The organism is Actinoplanes sp. NPDC020271 (assembly GCF_044388125.1).
Classification (GTDB): domain Bacteria; phylum Actinomycetota; class Actinomycetes; order Mycobacteriales; family Micromonosporaceae; genus Actinoplanes.
On sequence record NZ_JBIRWQ010000006.1, the window covers coordinates 227,754 to 244,781 of the forward strand.

Sequence of the window (17,028 nt, forward strand, 5' to 3'; positions counted from 1 at the left end):
GGTGGTGAAGCTTCAGAACCTCTTCGTCTGCAGGCCGGTGTAGCCGCCGCTGCTGGTGATCTTGCCGTTGTCGACGCTGATCACGCCGAACCTGCCCTGCAGCTCGAACTGGCCCGAGTCGCCGGCCGGCACGATCGTCCAGATCTGGGACGCCCGGCCGGCCACGCAGGTCTCCAGCTTCAGCGCCGTGCCGGACGTGTCGGCGACGCACGAGCCCGCCCCGAGGTCCTCGTCGTAGAACGGCGGCTTGATGACCACCCGGTTCTTCTGGCTGACCGGCGCGGCCTCGAGCGACATCATCGTGGCGTCGGTCGCGCTCGTGCCGGTGAAGTCGACGACCCCGTTCTTCCCGACGGCCAGGTAGCGGTCGAGGCCGTCGTCGGCGACGTCGATGAGCACGCCCGCGCCGAGCGTGACGCCGATCCGCCTCAGTTCGCTGAGGTCCGAGGTGGCCGACCCCGGCTCGGCCGGGGTGGTGGTGGCCTTCGTGGTCGGCGTCCTCGACGGCACGGCCGCGGTCGTGGTCGTGGCGGCCCCGGTGGCGTCCGGCCCGGCCGAGGACCCGATCGGGGCCGCGGAAGGGGGGCCGGACGGCGCGCTGACCGGCGTCGAGCCGGCATCCGAACACGCGGACAGAGCCATGGCGCTCGCGAGGGCGACCGCTCCGGTGATGATCGAGCGCATGCAAGGTCTCCTTGTCGGGGGATCAGCGGTGTCACCGCGATCGTGCGTGACCGGGGTGCAGATCCACTGGACGGACGTCCGCCTCCGGCCGGCGGGAATGCACTGTCCATGAAGTCGGCCGCGCGGCTGCTCTCCGGTGCCGCCGTGGGGATGCTGACCGCGACCGCCACCGCTTGTCTGATGGAGCTGCACACCCGGGCGCGTCCCGGGGCCGGCCGGCGCGCCGGGCTGCTCCGGGCCGGCCGGAGTACCGGGAGCCCGTCCGGTGGGTGATCGCGTGTTGTATCAACTGTGCTGTGGATATGAACTTGCTGGTCTGCGGGCGGCGCGGCCATCTGACGTACGCGCCGGCCGAGGACGACCTTCGTGCCCGGCTGCACGCCGAGACGGCGCTCGGCGCGGCCTGGCGGTGCCTGCGCTGCGGTGACTTCGTGCTCGGCGCGCCCCGGATGACCGGCCCGGCCGCCGACGCGCCGCTCGTGCCGCGGGGCCGGGCGCTGCGCGACGCGATCATCCTGCGGCTGCTGGCCTTCGAACGGTTCGTCAAGGGGGTGTTCGTGCTCGCCGCCGGTTACGGCGTGATCCAGTTCCGGGACAGCCGCGACGCCATCCAGCGCGCCTTCCACGAGGACGTTCCGCTGCTGAAACCGTTCACCGACAAGATCGGCTGGAACCTGGAGAACTCGGCGGTGGTGGAGACGATCCGCCGGGTCATCGAGGCCCGGTCGGACACGCTGCTCTGGGTCGGCATCGCCCTTCTCGCGTACGGCGTGCTCCAGCTCGCCGAGGGCACCGGCCTCTGGCTGCTGAAACGCTGGGGCGAGTACTTCGCGCTGATCGCCACGTCGTTCGGCCTGCCGATCGAGGTCTACGAGCTGACCGAGCGCTTCACCTGGTTCCGGGTCGCGGCCCTGGTGATCAACGTGGCCGCGGTGGTCTACCTGCTGGTTTCCAAGCGTCTGTTCGGGCTGCGGGGTGGCCGCGCGGCGTACGAGGCCGAGCGGCACGAGATGAGCCTGATGGAGGTCGAGCACGCCGCCGAGGGGCAACCGGCCGGCGTGCCCGGATAGTCACCCACCCGGTGCAGAACCGGGCACAGGGTCTGCGGCTCGCGGGTGACCTCGCCGGAGCCGTATCGGCTGGCTCCTCACCGGCGGGGCGGCCACGTCGACCCGGATCCGGCTCGGGCGCCCGACGCGTGACTCCGGTCGAGAAAGATCGGCTCGCCCTCCGCCCTCCGCCCTCCGCCCTCGGCCCTCCGCCCTCCGCCTCCGGCTCGGGCGCACGGGCGACGCGAGCGGGCCGTGGCCGTACGGAAGCCCGGTTTTGCGGGTTCTGAAGGTTCTCCTCGAGCATCGGCCCGCGGATTGATCCCGGGGGCAGCCGCTCCCCGTACTACCGGGCAGCAAACGGAGGTTCACGGAAGGACGGTCGCGTTCGTGGCGCCCGCGCACCTGCATCAACCGGCGGCATCCGCCACGGTTCCGCGTCCCCGCGTCGCGTACCTGCAACCCGGGAACGACCCCGAGCAGTGGCTCGGGGATCGGCCGAACATGTACGAGACGGACTGGACGCCTCGCCGTCGCCACCGTCGCCGGCGTTCCGGCCGCGGCCGATCGGTCGTGCTCGTGATGACCGCCCTCGCGGCTGCCGTGGGCGGGGTCTACGCCGTCGGCCGCACCGACCGGCCGGCCACCGCGCCGCTCGCGGTCGACGCCGCGTTCGCCACCGCCCGCCCGGAACCGACGACGCCGACGGCGCCGACACCGACCGCACGCCCCCGGGCCCGGGTCTCCTCGGCCCCGGCCCCGCGGGCGAAGACGTCGTCGCCCGCGCCCCGGCCACCGCGGCCGGTCAGTGGCCTGAACCAGGCGCAGATGAACAACGCCGCGGTCATCGTGCGGGTCGCCCGGGACCGCGGGCTGCCCCGCCGGGCGATGCTGGTCGCGATGATGACCGGACTGCAGGAATCCGACCTGCGCAACCTGGCCAACCCGACCGTCCCGGCCTCCCTCGACCGGCCCCACGAGGGCAGCGGCGACAACTTCGACTCGCTCGGCGTCTTCCAGCAGCGCCCGAGCCAGGGCTGGGGCAGCGTGGCCGAGCTCATGGACCTGCGATATGCGAGCGGCGCCTTCTACGAGCGGCTGCTGCGCGTCGACGACTGGGAGTCGAAAGCTCTCGGCGATGCGGCGCAGGCCGTGCAGCGGTCGGCGGTGCCCGGCGCCTACGCCGATCACGAGGACCGAGCGGCCGCCATCGTCGACGCCCTGCTCTGAGCCGGCCACGCCCCGCGGCCGAGCCGTTCTGGTCGTGTCGACGCCGATGAATCCTCGGTCATGGCGGTCACCGTAGGCCGTCGCCGCCCGCTGCCCGGCTCCCTGCGACACACTCCAGGGATCGGAATGTGACCGCTACCACACCTTGCAACCGGCGGTCGGACCCGGGCGTCAACCTCCGACATCGGCCGGCCGGGCCCGTGGAAGGTGAAGGAACAGGACATTGCCAGGTAGGTCGGACTTCGAGGACTTCTACGCGGCGTCGTCCGCGCGAGTGCTCGGGCACCTGTTCGTGATGACCGGGAACCGGGCGGAGGCCGAGGACGCCGTCGCCGAGGCCTACGCCCGGGCCTGGCAACGATGGGCGACCGTCTCCGCCGCGGACAGCCCGGAGGCCTGGGTACGCCGGGTGGCGTCCCGCATCGCGATCAGCAGCTGGCGCAAGGCCGTCACCCGGTTACGGGCGCATCACCGTTACGCCGTCGACGAGCGGATCGACGGCCTGAGCCCGGACCACGTCGCCCTGATGCAGGCACTGCGCGACATCCCGGCCGCGCAGCGCCGTGACATCGTCCTGCACCACCTCGTCGGCCTGTCCGTGGAGGACGTGGCCGCCGAGACGGGTGCCCCTACCGGAAGCGTGAAAGCCCGGCTCACCAGAGGACGCAGAACCCTCGCGGCCCTGCTCGCCGATCAGGACCCGAGGAGCGTGCGCAGTGAATCCGCAGCCTGACCTGCATGATCAGTTGTCCGCCATCGCCGAGCACGGCCGCCGTACGCTGCGGCCCCGCCCCGTCGACGCGATCATCGCCCGTGGTGGCCGGCGCCGGCGCCGTGCCCGGGCCGCCGCCGGCGCCTCCGCCCTCGCCGTGATCGCGATCGCGGTGACCGCGGTGACCCCGTGGTCCCCGCGGCGACCGGACCCGCTCTCGGCACCGGCGGACGCGCCGGCCCAGGCCCCGGCCAGTCCGGCACCGGCCCCGGATCTGACCGGCCGGGCGCCGGTGACGCTGCAGCTGGCCGCCGGCGCCGGCAGCACGGTCGTGGCCGGTGCCGACGACGACGATCACGTGCTGGCCGACACCGGGCAGACCAAGCAGTACCGGGACGAGGACGAGACCGCGCGCAGCCGCTGGTTGCTGCAGCCCGACGGGACGACCTTCACGATCGCCCTGGCGAAGGCCCGCCCGGCCGGGAGGGTCTGCATGACCGGCGCCGCCGACGGCAGTGTCCGGGTCCGGCTGTGTGGGGCCGGCCGTGACCAGCGGTTCACCCTCACCCCGATCTCCAACCGCCAGGTGTACGTGCTGAGCCTGGACGGGTCACCGGTCCGGCTCAGCACGAACGGCCAGCTGACGACCCGCGGCACCAGCAGCCGGGTCGAGCTGCTCGTCGCCCCCGCGGAGTAGGGCGCCGGTCAGCCCGCGGCGTCGAGGCCGTCCAGTGCCGCGACGTCCTCGGGGGCGAGCGTGAGGCCCGCACCGGCGATGTTCTCCCGCAGGTGCGCCACCGACGAGGTGCCCGGGATCAGCAGGATGTTCGGCGACCGTTGCAGCAGCCAGGCCAGGGCGACGGCGATCGGTGCGGCGCCGAGCCGCTCCGAGACCTTCGTGAGCGCCGCGGACTGCAGCGGGCTGAACCCGCCGAGCGGAAAGAATGGCACGTAGGCGATGCCGTCGGCGGCGAGCTTGTCGATCAGCTCGTCGTCCTGCCGGTGGGCGAGGTTGTACCCGTTCTGCACGCAGACGATCGGCCCCAGCGACCGGGCCTCGGCCACCTGTTCCGCGGTCACGTTGCTCACCCCGAGGTGCCGGATCAGGCCCTGCTGCCGCAGGTCGAGGAGCGTCTCGAACGCCTCGGCCACCGATGCGGGCCGAGGTCCCCGCGCGTCGCCGAGCCGCAGGTTCACCAGGTCGAGCGTCTCGAGACCCAAATTCACGAGATTTTCCCGTACGGATCGGCGCAGGCTTTCCGGGTCCCGGGCCGGCGGCCACCCGCCCTTGTCGTCCCGGACCGCGCCGACCTTCGTCACCACGTGCAGTGACTCGGGGTACGGGTGCAGCGCCTCGCGGATCAGCTGGTTGGTGACGTCCGGCCCGTACGCGTTGCTGGTGTCGATGTGGGTGATGCCCAGTTCGACCGCCTCGCGCAGCACGGCCAGCGCGCCGTCGCGGTCGGCGGGCGGCCCCATCACCCAGGGACCGGCGAGCTGCATCGCGCCGTATCCGAACCGGGTGACGGTCAGGTCGCCCAGTGTCCAGGTGCCGCCGGGAAGGGTTGTCATCGTGGTGCCTTTCGTCCAGGAAGTAACTTCACTCTGGCGCGGTAACGTTCTGCCGGGAAGTACGCACTTCAAAGTTCGTTAGTCACCCCACCGGAGGACCGGGCGACGATGGCCACGACCACCGCAACGCAGAAGAAGACCCAGGCCAAGGCGGAGTACGACGCCTTTCTGGCCGGCTGCCCCAGTCGCAAGCTGCTCGACCGGCTCTCCGACAAGTGGGTGGCGCTGATTCTGTCCGCCCTCGGCAGCGACGGCTCCCACCAGGTCGACATCAACTGCGCCGGCACGCCCCGCGCCATGCGCTACTCGGAGTTGTCCCGCCTGCTGGCCGGCGTCAGCCAGAAGATGCTCACCCAGACGTTGCGCGCCCTGGAACGCGACGGCCTGATCAGCCGCACCGTGACGCCGACGGTGCCGGTGACGGTCAGCTACGAGCTGACCGAGCTCGGCCTCTCCCTGCACGAGCTGATGCGCGGCCTCAAGTCGTGGGCACAGACCCACATGGACGAGGTGCTGGCCCACCGCGAGACCTACGACCAGCGCACCACCGCCTGAAACACAGGCCCCGCGCCGTCCGGAAGGTGATGCACCGCCGGCTCGTCGGTGATCCTCTCCTCGACGGCGACGTCCTCACCGTTCCGGGATCGGACCTGAGAATCACCGTCTACACCGCCGTGGCGGGCGGCGCTGACGCCGAAAGCCTCGAGTTCCTGCGGGTCAGCGCCGTGCACACGGTCACGGGCTGACCGCTGCCGCCCGCCGGGCGCGCGCGGGGCCCGTCGGCGGCGGGTAGGGCTTACCCCCGTACTTCATCGGGGGTTGTCCTCACAAGGAATCGGGTGGTCAGCGGGATCGGACGGCGGGGCTGCGGAACCAAGAATTGATCTTGTTCCGATCCGCTGTCTGCGAGGAAAACCATGAGTGCACCGATGTCATCTCGTCTCCGCCGGGCGGTTCTCGCCGTCACGCTCCCCGTGCTCGCGGCCGGGGCGCTCGCCGCCTGCGACGACTCCACGCCCGCAGCGGTGGCGGCGTCACCGGCGGCGTCGAGCGGCGCGGCGGCGGTCACGGAGACCCGCATGGTCACCAACCAGGGGCACCGGCTGGCGTTCTACGTCACACCCGGGCACCTGCCGGCGATCGTCCTGGACGCGGGCGGCGGCGAGGACGCCACGCAGTGGAAGGACCTGGTGCCGCGGCTGTCGGCGGCCACCGGTTCGGAGATCATCACCTATGACCGGGCCGGCCTGGGCCACAGCGACGAGGTCAAGGGCGCGTGGGACGTCCACGCTGCGGTGTCCGACCTGGAGGCCGGCCTGCGGGAGCTGAAGGTCACCAAGAAGGTGATCCTGGTGTCGCACTCGCAGGCCGGCGAGGTGGCCACCTATTTCGTGCGGGCCAACCCGAAGCTCGTGACCGGCGCGGTGCTGGTCGACGCGAGCCTGCCGCAGTTCTACACCGACGCGGAGATCGCCCGCGTGGTGGCCGCGACCCAGCCGCAGGTCGACGCGGCCAAGGCGGCCCCGTCGACGAAGGAGACGCGTCAGCTGATCGCGACGGCGCAGAACTACGCGCCGATGCACCACGCGTACCACAAGGTGACCTGGCCGGGCGGTGTGCCGGCGACGGTGATCGTCTCGGAGAAGACGCCGTTCGACGGCTCGCCGGAGGACGCGCAGTGGTGGCGTGACGCCGCGGCCGCGGTCGCGGGGGCCGGCCCGGACCGCACGCTGGTCACGGCCGTGGGCAGCTCGCACGAGATCCCTCAGGACCAGCCCGATCTGGTCCTGAGGGAGATCGAGAAGATGGCTCAGCGCTCCTGATCAGCGGGCGACGATCACCTGCGATCCGCGTACGGCCACGCTGGCCCTGACGGACGCCGCGAAGCTCGGTTCCGGCGAGTCCGTCCTGGTCATCGGGGCGACCGGTCCGGTCGGCCGCACCCCGGTCCCGGTGCTGGCGGCGGCCGGCGCCGAGATCGTGGCGACCGCCCGCACGACGGAGGCCGCCGAGTTGCCGCGCCGTCTCGGCGCTGACCGGACGGTCGGCTGCGCGGACTGTCCGAACGGCGTCGACGTCGTGTTCGACCTGGCCCTCTACGCCGACGGTCTGCCGTCGGCGGCCCGCAGCCTGCGCCCGGGCGGCCGGCTGATCTCGATCATCTTCCCGCCACCGGAGCCCTCGCAGCTGGGACGCGACGACGTGGAGCAGGTCTACCGGATGCACGCGGGCGAGCTTCGGCGACTGCGCGGACAAGTGCCTGGCCGTCACTCCGGGTCGGAGCGGTTCAGGATCCGGACCCCGGCGGCGTAGCGCAGGAGGTCGGCGTCGCTGACGGTGAGCCCGCCGCCGACGGTGATCTGCAGGGTGGCGTTCCAGCCGGGCACGTCGACGGCGAGGGTCACCTGGTCGTTCCGGCGGGTCAGCACGGCGTCGTGCCCGCCGACCTTCTGGTTGACGCCGGTGAGTTGCTGCCGCTTGCGCAGCACCGTGGCGAACTCGCCACCACCCGGCCGGGTGAAGATCATCCGGGAGGCCGTGACGGTGTCGCTCCGCAGGCCGTCCGGGCTCAGACCGAGATCAAACGGCGGTAGTACGGCGACGGCCCCGCCGGTCATCGCGTCGGCGAGCGCCACCACCTGCGCCGGCGTGTACGTGTCGTCGGTCGCCAACCGGATCCACCGGCTCGGCGACTCCTTCCAGTACACCGTGAGCTGCTTGGCCGGCGCCACGTCGACCGTCCGCAGGGTCGCGGCGTGTCCGCGTACCGTAATCGGGGTTTCTGATGCCTCGGTGGTGAAGACCGGTTCGTGGCCCGACACGGTGATCGTGACGTCGGCGTGGTGGCGGTTCTCGGTCGCCTCGAAGAACGCGATCAGGTTCCCGTCGTCGATCGACGCGACCGGGGCGCTCATCCCGTCGGTGGCCGGCAGCGTGTACGGGAACACCGGCGCCGTCCACCCGGCGCTCAGCGTCACCGCGTTCGCGGTGGACGAGGAGTGCGCGGACGACGGCGGCGCGACGGACGGCCGGTTGCTCGCCGCGGGCGCGGACGACCGGGCCGGGGCGGACGGCGCGGCGGTCGCGGCCGGTGGCGACGCGACCGGCGGCATGACCGGCTGCGGACGGGTGACGAGCATGGTGACGACGGGGATGCCGGCGACGACGACAGCGGCCGCGGCGGACACCGCGGTGACGGTGACCAGGCGGCGCCGGCGGTAGCGGCGGGACCGCTCGTGCACACCGCCCAGCAGACCCGACCCGGACGGGGCGTCGTCGGCGGCGTCGTGCAGCGTCTCCGCGAGCATGCGGTTCAGGTCATCCATCGCCACCGGCTCCTCTCTGGGTCAGGGTGGTCCGCATCCGGTCGAGCGCACGGGCGGCCTGCGACCGAACCGTCGACTTGCCGACGCCCAGCAGCGCGGCGATCTCCTCGTCCGGCAGGTCGCAGTAGAAGCGCAGCACCAGCACGGCCCGCTGGGCGCGGGGCAGCCCGCGCAGCAGCTGCCACATCTGGTCGCGGGCCACGACCCGGTGGTCGGGCGCGTCGGACGGGGCCGGTTCCGGGACTTCGGCGAGGACCGCTTCCCGGTACGCGCGACGCCGCCGCCAGGACAGGAACTGCCGCACGATCGCGGTCCGGACGTACGCCTCGGCGTTGTCCATCGCGGTGATCCGATCCCAGCGGCGGTGCAGTCGCGCGAGCACCTCCTGCACGAGATCCTCGGCGAGGTGGGCGTCGCCGGAGAGCACGTACGCGAATTTGAGCAGCGCCCGGCCGCGGCCCTGCACGAAATCGTCGAAGTCGGTGGTCATCGTGGCCCGTTCGCCTCGACGCCGGAAACCTCCGGACGCCTGGTCGGCGCCGGAGGTCTCGGAGGCGTTGCGGAATCGGGACAGCGGTTCAGCACGCCTCATGGACGTACGACTTCGAACCCGGAGTGGTGACGTCGACGTCACGCAGCACGATCGACAGGCGGCTGCCGTAGGAGTTGCACGCCTTGGTGAAGCCGCTGCGCGAGTACTCGATCACGATCACATTGTTGCCGTACGAGGCGGTGTAGGCACCGCACTCGTCGTAGTCCGCGCATTCCTCGGCAACGGCGAAGTCGAAGCCGATCTTCTTGACGTTCGCGCTGCTCAGGTCGGCGGTGTTCTTCTGCCCGATCGCGAGGCCCTTGGCGTGTGCGCGGGTGGACAGCGCGGTGGCGTACGCCACCGCCTGGGCCTGGGTCAGCAGGTTTTTGGACCGGCTGTACGAATCCAGGTTGTCGGGCTCGACCGCCCGGAATCCCTTGGCCGCGCACTGGTCCATCCAGCCGCCGACGATGCCGGTCAGCGCGGTGCGCTTGGCCTCGGTGGAGAAGTCCAGCATCAGCTCGTCCCAGTCCTCGTCGATCACGAGGTTGCCGGCGGCGTCGTGCAGCAGCAGGTCGGGGTGGTTGGTCTTCCACCACGACTCGGCGCCGGGCTGGGCCTGGAACGCGTTGACGTAGCAGATGTTGTAGATCCCGGCGGCCGGCGCCGCTTCGCTGTCCCGGCTGACCACGGTGGTGCCGGTGGGCGGGGTGTAGGCGCCGCCGATCTGGTAGTCGAACGTCGCGTTGGCCGGCGGCGGCGTCCATGTGCCCGGCTTCGCCGTGGCCGTGGCCGTGGCCGCCGGCGTCGCGCTCGCCGGGGCGGACGACGGCCGTGCCGAGGTGGCCGCAGGGGAGGCCGCCGTCGGGGATGCCGTCGTGGGCGATGCCGTCGTGGGCGATGCCTTCGTGCTGGTAGCGGCCTTGGTGGGCGCGCTCCGGGTCGGCTTGGCGCTGTGCCAGGGGCCACGGGTGCCGGCGTTCGCAGTGCCGATGCCGATGCCGGCAGCGACGACCACGACGGCGGTCATGGCGAAGCCCAGTTTGAGCTTCCGGCGGTCGATGGCCATGACGGTGACTCCTCGGGGTGGGGGAAGGGTTCCTCCCTCTGAACGCGATGGACCGGCGCTGTTGCTGCTGACTTTTCGAGATTTCTTTGGGTGGACCCGCGATGACTCCCGGTAGTCAGCCGCGTTCGTGGGAACAAATTTGTTCGCGATCGAGGTCGCGCGGCAATGAATGGTGACCGCCGGAATGGTGATCGACGCTTGAGCCATGGTGCCGAGCGAACTAGACGACCGGTCTACTCATGATCTAGGCTGACGGCATGACGCAGAACGCTCTCGCCGTACGCGGTGTCGTGTCGCCAGGCCCGGCCGCCGCCCATCGGGCCTGGCTGGGGCCGGCCGCCGGTGCCTTCGTGGTCGCCTGGGGCGCCAACATGTTCGCGGCGCTGCTGCAGACCTACCGCGCCGACTTGAGCGAGGTGCAGGTGCTCGGCCTGTTCGGGGCGTACGCGGTGGGGCTCATCCCGGCGCTACTGATCATGGCCCGGTTGTCGGACCGGCTCGGCCGCCGTCGCGTCCTGGTGGCCGCACTGGTGCTCGCCGCGCTCGGGTCGGCGACGATCCTGCTCGCGCACGGGGCGTTCGCGGTGATCCTGACCGGTCGCATCATCGTCGGGATCAGCGCCGGCGCCGCGTTCGGGCCGGCCACCGCGTGGATCAAGGAGCTCTCCGACGCCACCGGGCCGGCCGGCGACGGGCCCCGGCGGGCGGCGATCGCGCTGACCGCGGGCTTCGCGGCCGGGCCGCTGCTCTCCGGCGCGGTCGTCCAGTGGTTGCCGTCGCCGCAGGTCACGGCGTACGTGATGCACCTGGTCCTGGTCGCCGTGGCGTTGCCGTTCGTGACCCGGGCGCCCGAGCCGGCGACCACCCGCGGCACGGTCGACCCGGGCGACGCGGACCGCGGCTCGTTGCGGTCGGTGCTGACCAGCCGGATCTTCCTGACCGCCGTCGTGCCGACCGCGCCGTGGGTGTTCGGGGCGGCAACCGTGGCCCTGGCCGCGCTGCCGGTCCTGGTGCCGCTGGGGCACTACGGCCCGATCGGCAGCGGCGTGGCCGCGGCGGTGACCCTGGGCACCGGCATCGCAGTGCAGCCGTGGGCCCGGCGGCTCGCCCGTCGCTCGACCGCCGCGCCGTTCCGCGCCGGCGTCACGGCGGTGATCGCCGGCATGCTGGTGGCCGCGGCGACCGCCGCCACCGCCTCGCCGGTGCTGCTGCTGACCAGCACCGTGCTGCTGGGCTCGGCCTACGGGTTCTTGCTGGTCAGCGGGCTGCAACTGATGGAGCGCCTGGCCCGCCGTGACGACATCGCCACACTGGTCGCGGTCTTCTACGCCCTCACCTACGTCGGCTTCGCCTTCCCGGTCCTCGTGCAGGAGCTGGGTGGCCTGTGGAGTCCCGCGCTGGTGCTCACCGGCGCGTCCGGCCTGGGGCTTCTGGCCATGGTGGCCACGCTGTTCGCCTGGCCGCCGCTGCGCGGCGTTGCGCAACTTCGCGCGGGACACCTTCCCGGTCGACGATCACACCCCACGGCTGGCGCAGTGGCCGGTGACCTCGGACGCCGGTGACCTGGTGGAGTCGGCCGTCGTCGCGGACCTGCGCCGGGCCACCGGCCGTTTCCCCGGGGACCGCGGGCCGGCCCGCCCCGTCAAGGACCTGACCGCGGGCAACGAACGGTTAGATGCGCCTCGCCCTCGTCGCCGGCGTGCCCGACCCCGCCTTCGACTGACCCGGCAGCTCAGACATCCGCAGGCCGGCGGTGAAGTCCGTGGACAGTTTCACGCCGTGCGCGTCGACCACCGGGCCAGGACGTCGTCCACGTCGGCGAACTCGGGTGGATCCGCAGCGGTCGGTGACGAACATGGCGCCGACCCTCACCGGACAGCGTCAGCAGCCTGTCGAGGTCCAGTCGTCGCGGGTCAGCTCGTACCGGACGTCGTCGGCCGTCGCCGAGACCAGGCGCATGCCCAGACGCCGCATCAGGGCCTGCGACGCCGTGTTCGCGGGGGAGCAGGTGGCGGTGACCCGCGGTGGCGCCAGGGTCGCGAAGACGTGCCGGAGGAGGGCGTGCACGGCCTCCCGGGCGTAACCCCGGCCGTGATAGGCCGGGTGGAACTGGAAACCGGCATCCGGGGTGGCGGCGGGATCGGCCGGCAGCCAGACCCCCACGTCACCGATCACCCGGTCGTCGGCGACGTGATGAACGGCAAGAGCGTGCCAGGCGTCCAGCTTGCCGTCGTCGAGCGTGGACTGGGCGGTCAGATAGTCGGCCGCCTGGGCGGGCGTCATCGGCTCGCCGGGCAGGTGACGGCGTACCACGGGATCGCCCTGATAGTCGAGGAAGTCCTCGAGATCGCCGGGCGTGAAACGACGGAGCAGCAGACGTGCGGTTCTGACGGTGGTCTCCTCTTCGCGGAGCGGCAATCCTTCCAGCCACGGCGGGCCTGAACAGTAGCGCTGGCACCACCATTTTTCCGGGCCACAGCATTACTGCCTGACCCTCGCCGCGAAAGACATCCTTACCCTGCTCGGTTCGCCGCACGGCGGCCGTGAATCACGGGGGAGGACATATCATGCCGGAACTGGGAAGCCGCGGAGTCAGCCGACGGCTCGTGCTGGGCGGCGCCGCCGCGGGCACGGCCGGAACCCTGCTGGGCCCGGCCGGCCCCGCGCACGCCGCACCGCGCTCGATCGACCAGGTGGCGCGCCGGCTCGACCGCCACCTGATCGAGCTGCGCCGCGACCTGCACCACCATCCCGAGACCACCGGTCAGGAGTCCCGCACCTCCGCCGTGGTCGCTCGCGAGCTGCGCGCCGCCGGGCTGGACGTCACCACCGGCATCGGCGGCCACGGCGTGGTCGGCGTCCTCACCGGGTCCCGCCCCGGCCGGACCGTCGCCTACCGCGCCGACATGGACGCGGTCCCGCCGCAGGACCAGATCGAGGGCGGTGCCGAGGCGGCCCACCTGTGCGGCCACGACCTGCACACCACCGTCGGGGTGGGTGTCGCGCTGACCCTGGCCCGGCTGCGTGACCGTCTCGCCGGCCGGCTGGTCTTCGTCTTCCAGCCGGGGGAGGAGTCGCTGGCCGGCGCCCGCGCGATGCTCGACGACGGCGTGTTCGACCGGGTGCGTCCCGAGGAGATCCACGCCCTGCACTGCGGGCCGTTCCCGGTCGGGACGTTCGCCACCACGGCCGGGTTCGGCCTGCCCGGCCAGGACCGCGGCACCGCCACGCTGACCGGGCCGGACGCTGCCGCGAAGGCGAACGCGCTCGCTGCCGACCTGGCCGCTCTCAGCACGGTCGCCCGGCCGGCCAACTCGTCGGACCTCGAACAGCTGGTCGCCGAGATCGAACGGCCGGGCACCGCGCTGTCCCGGTTCGTGTTCATGCAGGCCCAGCCGACCGGCACCGGCGTGCGGTTCTCCTACCGCTGCTGGCCGCAGGACCGGTACACCGAGGTGCGCGCCGCCGTCCGCCGGCTGGCCCAGTCGTACGGCGCGACCGCGGTCGACTTCCCGGCCGACCCGTTCCCGGCGATGGTCACCCCGCAGCGGGAGGGCCAGGCGCTCCACCGCTACCTGCGCCGCACGATCGGCACGAGCAGAACCATTCCGACGTACGCCGCGGTCCCGTTCAGCGGTGAGGACTTCGCGCTCTTCCTGGACCGGATCCCCGGCACGTACACGTATCTGGGTGTCCGCCGTCCCGCTGCCGACATCAAGACCGCCTATCCGCACTTCGGTGCGTTCGACCCGGACGAGCGGGCGATCGGCCACGGCGTCCGGGTCATGGCCGGCTGGCTGGACCACCGCGCCCGGTCCTGAGAGCGAGCCACGCCGGTTCTCTAGCATGGCCGGGTGACCTTCTCCGCCCGGTTCTCGGCCATCCGGACGGCCCGGGAGCAGCTCGACGAGCAGGAACTGGAGCTCATCGACCGGGCCCGGCACGCGGGCGCGACCTGGGCGCAGATCGCGCAGGGTCTGGGACTGGGCAGCCGGCAGGCCGCCGAGCAGCGCCGGCGCCGGCTGGCCGCGTTGCGCTGGTCGCGACGCAAGCGGCTCGACCTCGCGTACTCGGAGAGGATCGCCGCCATCCGGGAGACCGTGCTCACCCTGCAGCGGTGGATCGAGGCGGACCGCCGGTGGGACACCCGTTTCCGCCGGGCCGCCCTGGTCCGCAGCACCTCGGGGATCGCTCTCGACGCCGATCCGGGCGCGCTCTACGAACTGGCCCGGCACATCGCCGCCGACCTGACGCGGGCGCGGGAACAGCAGTTGCCGCTGCCCGCGCGGGACGCCGCCTCGCTCCTGAGGACCCTGCTGTCAACAGGGAATTGACACCCTTGTTCCGCCCCGGCTCAAGTCCGAGCATGAGGATCTCCCGCCTCGTCCTTGGAGAACCCATGCGCCGTCCCGCCGAAGTGGGGCTGACCGACCTGCTCCGATTGCGGAACTCGCGTGTCTACTTCACCGGGACACTGCTCTCGCTGTTCGGCGACAACATCCTGACGCTGGCCGCGGGCGTGTGGATCAAAACGCTCACCGGCAACGACGGCGCGGCCGGGCTCACCTCGTTCTTCCTGTACGGGCCGGCCCTGTTCTTCCCGTTCTTCGGCGTCTGCGCGGACCGGTTCCGGAAACGCCCGATGATGCTGGTGATCAACCTGGTCATGGCGCTCACCGTGCCGTGGCTGCTGGTGGTGCACGACAGCAGTCGGATCTGGGTGATCTACGCGATCCTGCTGGTCCAGGGCTTCGCCGTGGTCGCCCTGGCCTCGGCGTCGAGCGGCCTTCACGTGGAGATGTTCCCGGGACCCCTGCTGGCCACGGCCAACGGCTTCATGACCTCGCTGCAGGAGGGCTTGAAGGTGGTCGCCCCGACGGTCGGCGCCGCGCTGTTCGTCCTGGTGGGCGGCGGTGGGATCGGCGTGATCGACGCGGGGACGTACGCCGGTGCGCTGGTCGCACTGTGGACGATCCGGGTCGACGAGCCGGCGCCCGCGAGAAGCGGTGGACGGGCCGGCCTCACGATCGGCCTCAAGTATCTGTTCGCCCGCGCCGGCCTGCGCCGAGCCGCCCTGTCCGCCTGCGTCGTCACGCTGACCGGTGGCCTCCTCACCTCCGCGCTGTACGGCGTGCTCGACACCACCCTGCACCGGCCGCCTGCGTACCTGGGCATCGTGGTCGCGGCCCAGGGCGCCGGCTCGATCGTCGGCGGCCTGCTCACCGGCAGGCTGTCGGCGCGCTGGGGTGCCCACCGGCTGGCGAACACCGGCATCGCCGTGACCGCCCTCGGCACCGCCCTGCTGCTGGTGCCGGCATGGACCGGGGTGCTGGCCGGCAACGCGATCCGCGGAGCCGGTCAGACCTGGGTGCTGGTCGGCGTGATGACCCTGATGCAGCAGGTCACCCCACGCGAGATGATCGGCCGCGTGTCGTCGTCGCTCTACCTGATCGTCTTCCTCCCGCCCGCCGTGGCGGCCCTGTCCGGCGCGCTCCTCATCCAACTGGTCGACTTCCGGGTGCTGATCGCGGCCGCCGCGTCGGCCTGCCTGTTCACGGCGACAGTGAGTGCTGCCGATGCGACCGCGAACCGTCCGCGATAGCTTTCCCCCATGTCCCGTACGCGCCCTGACGAAGTTCTCAAGCTCCTCCAGGAGTTCGTCCACCGCATCGACCAGTTCGACCGCGACGCCCCCGAGGTGGGCGCCCTGGAGATCGGCTGGCGCGGCGAGACCGAACGGCTGACCATCCGCCAGCCGGTCGCGCGCGCCCTGGCCGAGGCCCTGATCGCCTACCACGACCCGCGCGACAACGGTGCCTGCGCGCACTGCGCCACCGGCCGCCTCGACAGCAATCTCACCTGCCGTGACTGCGGCATCGTCCAGGGTGTCTTCGGCCAGACGCTCGCCAGCTTCTTCCAGCACCAGCAGACCACCCTGGACGGCCCCCGGCCGGACCGTGCGGCGCTGGAGGGCTGACCAGGAAGAGTCCATGGTGGACGAGAGCGGTGCGACCGTGAGCTGGCCGAGCGGCTGCGGCCGGCCCCTGACGTCCCCGCGCTGGTGCTCTGGGGCAGCTGGACCAACCGTCCACCGATGGCCGAGCCGACCCGCGCCACCTTCCAGCTGGTCCGCCTGACCACCGGCGAGTGGCTTCTCGAGCAGCCGATCGGCACACCCCGGCTCGCCGGCCGCAGCCAGGTCCCGCCCACATCCCGGCCCGCCGGGGGTCAGGTCCGGCCGATGATTGGCGCGGCTGCCGCCCCTGTGCGGATCGGCGCCGAGGCTGGCTCGAGGAACCGGCCGGCATGATCGCCTCCCCGCTCTCCTGGTTCCCGCGAAACCGCCTCCGTCTGAAAACCCTCATTCCGGCGTACGTGTCGAGCAGCCCCCGCCTCGGAGATCCGTCACGTCCCGTCACGCCTGTCGAGGCGACGCTTGCGTGCGGGTTCGACATCTGTCAACCTCGACGCATGTCGAAATCGCCGACCGTGTCATCCGTCGCCGAGGATGTGCCGTGCTGCGCGCCGATGGCGGACGAACGGATTCCGGCCGAGGTGTCCGGCCCGCTCGCGCAGGCGTTCAAGGCGCTCGGTGACCCGATCCGGTTGCAGCTCATGTCGATGATCGCGTCCGCCGAGGGCGGGGAGATCTGCGTCTGCGATCTCACCCCGGCGTTCACCCTTTCCGGGACGACGATCTCGCATCACCTGAAGGTGCTGCGCGAAGCGGGCCTGGTCGACGCCGAGCGGCGTGCGAGCTGGGTCTACTACCGCTCCCGCCCCGGCCTGATGCGACAGCTCTCCCTGCTGCTGGCGGTCGACGAGCCCGCCGAGGTCTGACTCTCGCCGAGGTG

Annotated in this window: 22 protein-coding genes; 16 read left to right on the top strand and 6 right to left on the bottom strand. The window is 72.0% G+C overall.

All coding sequences use genetic code 11. The features are described 5' to 3' along the window. Positions 1-12 precede the first annotated feature (12 nt). Complete coding sequence (locus ACH442_RS16110) at positions 13-684, bottom strand: hypothetical protein (RefSeq protein WP_396338783.1); 672 nt, start codon at positions 682-684, stop codon at positions 13-15. A 108-nt stretch (positions 685-792) separates the two neighbouring features. On the opposite strand from ACH442_RS16110, the gene ACH442_RS16115 reads away from it, so the two are divergent. The 5 genes from ACH442_RS16115 to ACH442_RS16135 all read left to right on the top strand — a co-directional run bounded on the left by ACH442_RS16115 (position 793) and on the right by ACH442_RS16135 (position 4,372). After that, the gene (locus tag ACH442_RS16115; protein WP_396338784.1) at positions 793-957 is read left to right on the top strand and encodes a hypothetical protein; all 165 of its coding nucleotides are present in this window, start codon (positions 793-795) and stop codon (positions 955-957) included. A gap of 29 nt (positions 958-986) precedes the next feature. Further along, complete coding sequence (locus ACH442_RS16120) at positions 987-1,754, top strand: DUF2127 domain-containing protein (RefSeq protein ID WP_396339011.1); 768 nt, start codon at positions 987-989, stop codon at positions 1,752-1,754. Positions 1,755-2,123: 369 nt separating this feature from the next. Continuing rightward, positions 2,124-2,963 (top strand): hypothetical protein, encoded by an 840-nt coding sequence (locus ACH442_RS16125; protein WP_396338785.1) that lies wholly within the window; start codon positions 2,124-2,126, stop codon positions 2,961-2,963. Positions 2,964-3,186: 223 nt separating this feature from the next. Continuing rightward, a complete protein-coding gene (locus tag ACH442_RS16130; RefSeq protein ID WP_396338786.1) occupies positions 3,187-3,696 on the top strand; it encodes a sigma-70 family RNA polymerase sigma factor in 510 nt (169 codons plus the stop codon). Further along, positions 3,680-4,372 (top strand): hypothetical protein, encoded by a 693-nt coding sequence (locus tag ACH442_RS16135; RefSeq protein ID WP_396338787.1) that lies wholly within the window; start codon positions 3,680-3,682, stop codon positions 4,370-4,372. The genes ACH442_RS16130 and ACH442_RS16135 overlap by 17 nt, the downstream gene beginning before the upstream one ends. An 8-nt stretch (positions 4,373-4,380) precedes the next feature. On the opposite strand, the gene ACH442_RS16140 is transcribed toward ACH442_RS16135, so the two are convergent. After that, a complete protein-coding gene (locus tag ACH442_RS16140) occupies positions 4,381-5,247 on the bottom strand; it encodes an aldo/keto reductase family oxidoreductase (RefSeq protein ID WP_396338788.1) in 867 nt (288 codons plus the stop codon). Between the two features lie 108 nt (positions 5,248-5,355). Between ACH442_RS16140 and ACH442_RS16145 the strand changes: the two genes are divergently transcribed. The 4 genes from ACH442_RS16145 to ACH442_RS16160 all read left to right on the top strand — a co-directional run bounded on the left by ACH442_RS16145 (position 5,356) and on the right by ACH442_RS16160 (position 7,560). Continuing rightward, positions 5,356-5,802 carry a winged helix-turn-helix transcriptional regulator gene (locus tag ACH442_RS16145; protein ID WP_396338789.1) on the top strand — a complete coding sequence of 149 codons (447 nt, stop codon included), beginning with the start codon at positions 5,356-5,358 and terminating at the stop codon, positions 5,800-5,802. Positions 5,803-5,831: 29 nt separating this feature from the next. Beyond that, complete coding sequence (locus ACH442_RS16150; RefSeq protein WP_396338790.1) at positions 5,832-5,993, top strand: hypothetical protein; 162 nt, start codon at positions 5,832-5,834, stop codon at positions 5,991-5,993. 183 nt (positions 5,994-6,176) lie between these two features. Further along, entirely contained in the window at positions 6,177-7,070 is an 894-nt protein-coding gene (locus ACH442_RS16155; protein ID WP_396338791.1) for an alpha/beta fold hydrolase, read from the top strand. 91 nt (positions 7,071-7,161) lie between these two features. Next, positions 7,162-7,560: a zinc-binding dehydrogenase gene (locus ACH442_RS16160; protein WP_396339012.1), complete on the top strand. Its 399-nt coding sequence runs from the start codon at positions 7,162-7,164 to the stop codon at positions 7,558-7,560. On the opposite strand, the gene ACH442_RS16165 is transcribed toward ACH442_RS16160, so the two are convergent. From ACH442_RS16165 to ACH442_RS16175, 3 genes are read right to left on the bottom strand one after another with little or no spacing between them, the layout of a single operon-like run. Further along, on the bottom strand, positions 7,515-8,573 hold the full coding sequence (locus ACH442_RS16165; RefSeq protein WP_396338792.1) for a hypothetical protein: 1,059 nt from the start codon (positions 8,571-8,573) through the stop codon (positions 7,515-7,517). The two genes, ACH442_RS16160 and ACH442_RS16165, sit on opposite strands and share 46 nt — an antisense overlap. Next, on the bottom strand, positions 8,566-9,165 hold the full coding sequence (locus ACH442_RS16170; RefSeq protein ID WP_396338793.1) for a SigE family RNA polymerase sigma factor: 600 nt from the start codon (positions 9,163-9,165) through the stop codon (positions 8,566-8,568). The genes ACH442_RS16165 and ACH442_RS16170 overlap by 8 nt, the downstream gene beginning before the upstream one ends. Then, on the bottom strand, positions 9,152-10,174 hold the full coding sequence (locus ACH442_RS16175; RefSeq protein WP_396338794.1) for an endo alpha-1,4 polygalactosaminidase: 1,023 nt from the start codon (positions 10,172-10,174) through the stop codon (positions 9,152-9,154). The genes ACH442_RS16170 and ACH442_RS16175 overlap by 14 nt, the downstream gene beginning before the upstream one ends. A gap of 257 nt (positions 10,175-10,431) precedes the next feature. Here ACH442_RS16175 and ACH442_RS16180 point away from each other — a divergent pair, with 257 nt between their 5' ends. After that, positions 10,432-11,736, top strand: a complete 1,305-nt coding sequence (locus ACH442_RS16180) for an MFS transporter (protein ID WP_396338795.1) — start codon at positions 10,432-10,434, stop codon at positions 11,734-11,736. A 319-nt stretch (positions 11,737-12,055) separates the two neighbouring features. Here the strand turns inward: ACH442_RS16180 and ACH442_RS16185 are convergent, their stop codons facing one another. Further along, on the bottom strand, positions 12,056-12,592 hold the full coding sequence (locus ACH442_RS16185; RefSeq protein ID WP_396338796.1) for a GNAT family N-acetyltransferase: 537 nt from the start codon (positions 12,590-12,592) through the stop codon (positions 12,056-12,058). Positions 12,593-12,741: 149 nt separating this feature from the next. Between ACH442_RS16185 and ACH442_RS16190 the strand changes: the two genes are divergently transcribed. From ACH442_RS16190 to ACH442_RS16215, 6 genes are all read left to right on the top strand, one after another. After that, positions 12,742-13,995: a M20 family metallopeptidase gene (locus tag ACH442_RS16190; RefSeq protein WP_396338797.1), complete on the top strand. Its 1,254-nt coding sequence runs from the start codon at positions 12,742-12,744 to the stop codon at positions 13,993-13,995. A gap of 33 nt (positions 13,996-14,028) precedes the next feature. Continuing rightward, on the top strand, positions 14,029-14,508 hold the full coding sequence (locus ACH442_RS16195; RefSeq protein ID WP_396338798.1) for a hypothetical protein: 480 nt from the start codon (positions 14,029-14,031) through the stop codon (positions 14,506-14,508). Positions 14,509-14,573: 65 nt separating this feature from the next. Beyond that, a complete protein-coding gene (locus ACH442_RS16200; RefSeq protein ID WP_396338799.1) occupies positions 14,574-15,776 on the top strand; it encodes an MFS transporter in 1,203 nt (400 codons plus the stop codon). 9 nt (positions 15,777-15,785) lie between these two features. Further along, positions 15,786-16,151 (top strand): hypothetical protein, encoded by a 366-nt coding sequence (locus tag ACH442_RS16205; protein WP_396338800.1) that lies wholly within the window; start codon positions 15,786-15,788, stop codon positions 16,149-16,151. Between the two features lie 117 nt (positions 16,152-16,268). Further along, positions 16,269-16,484: a hypothetical protein gene (locus ACH442_RS16210; protein WP_396338801.1), complete on the top strand. Its 216-nt coding sequence runs from the start codon at positions 16,269-16,271 to the stop codon at positions 16,482-16,484. Between the two features lie 161 nt (positions 16,485-16,645). Then, positions 16,646-17,014, top strand: a complete 369-nt coding sequence (locus ACH442_RS16215; protein ID WP_396338802.1) for an ArsR/SmtB family transcription factor — start codon at positions 16,646-16,648, stop codon at positions 17,012-17,014. Positions 17,015-17,028: the final 14 nt, after the last annotated feature.

Coding starts and splice junctions, on each gene's coding strand:
- ACH442_RS16200 (WP_396338799.1), top strand. CDS start 14,574: ATGCGCCGTCCCGCCGAAGTGGGGCTGACCGACCTGCTCCGATTGCGG.
- ACH442_RS16150 (WP_396338790.1), top strand. CDS start 5,832: ATGCACCGCCGGCTCGTCGGTGATCCTCTCCTCGACGGCGACGTCCTC.
- ACH442_RS16115 (WP_396338784.1), top strand. CDS start 793: ATGAAGTCGGCCGCGCGGCTGCTCTCCGGTGCCGCCGTGGGGATGCTG.
- ACH442_RS16120 (WP_396339011.1), top strand. CDS start 987: ATGAACTTGCTGGTCTGCGGGCGGCGCGGCCATCTGACGTACGCGCCG.
- ACH442_RS16190 (WP_396338797.1), top strand. CDS start 12,742: ATGCCGGAACTGGGAAGCCGCGGAGTCAGCCGACGGCTCGTGCTGGGC.
- ACH442_RS16175 (WP_396338794.1), bottom strand. CDS start 10,174: ATGGCCATCGACCGCCGGAAGCTCAAACTGGGCTTCGCCATGACCGCC.
- ACH442_RS16155 (WP_396338791.1), top strand. CDS start 6,177: ATGTCATCTCGTCTCCGCCGGGCGGTTCTCGCCGTCACGCTCCCCGTG.
- ACH442_RS16215 (WP_396338802.1), top strand. CDS start 16,646: ATGTCGAAATCGCCGACCGTGTCATCCGTCGCCGAGGATGTGCCGTGC.
- ACH442_RS16210 (WP_396338801.1), top strand. CDS start 16,269: ATGGCCGAGCCGACCCGCGCCACCTTCCAGCTGGTCCGCCTGACCACC.
- ACH442_RS16180 (WP_396338795.1), top strand. CDS start 10,432: ATGACGCAGAACGCTCTCGCCGTACGCGGTGTCGTGTCGCCAGGCCCG.
- ACH442_RS16165 (WP_396338792.1), bottom strand. CDS start 8,573: ATGGATGACCTGAACCGCATGCTCGCGGAGACGCTGCACGACGCCGCC.
- ACH442_RS16145 (WP_396338789.1), top strand. CDS start 5,356: ATGGCCACGACCACCGCAACGCAGAAGAAGACCCAGGCCAAGGCGGAG.
- ACH442_RS16205 (WP_396338800.1), top strand. CDS start 15,786: ATGTCCCGTACGCGCCCTGACGAAGTTCTCAAGCTCCTCCAGGAGTTC.
- ACH442_RS16110 (WP_396338783.1), bottom strand. CDS start 684: ATGCGCTCGATCATCACCGGAGCGGTCGCCCTCGCGAGCGCCATGGCT.
- ACH442_RS16140 (WP_396338788.1), bottom strand. CDS start 5,247: ATGACAACCCTTCCCGGCGGCACCTGGACACTGGGCGACCTGACCGTC.
- ACH442_RS16170 (WP_396338793.1), bottom strand. CDS start 9,165: ATGAGGCGTGCTGAACCGCTGTCCCGATTCCGCAACGCCTCCGAGACC.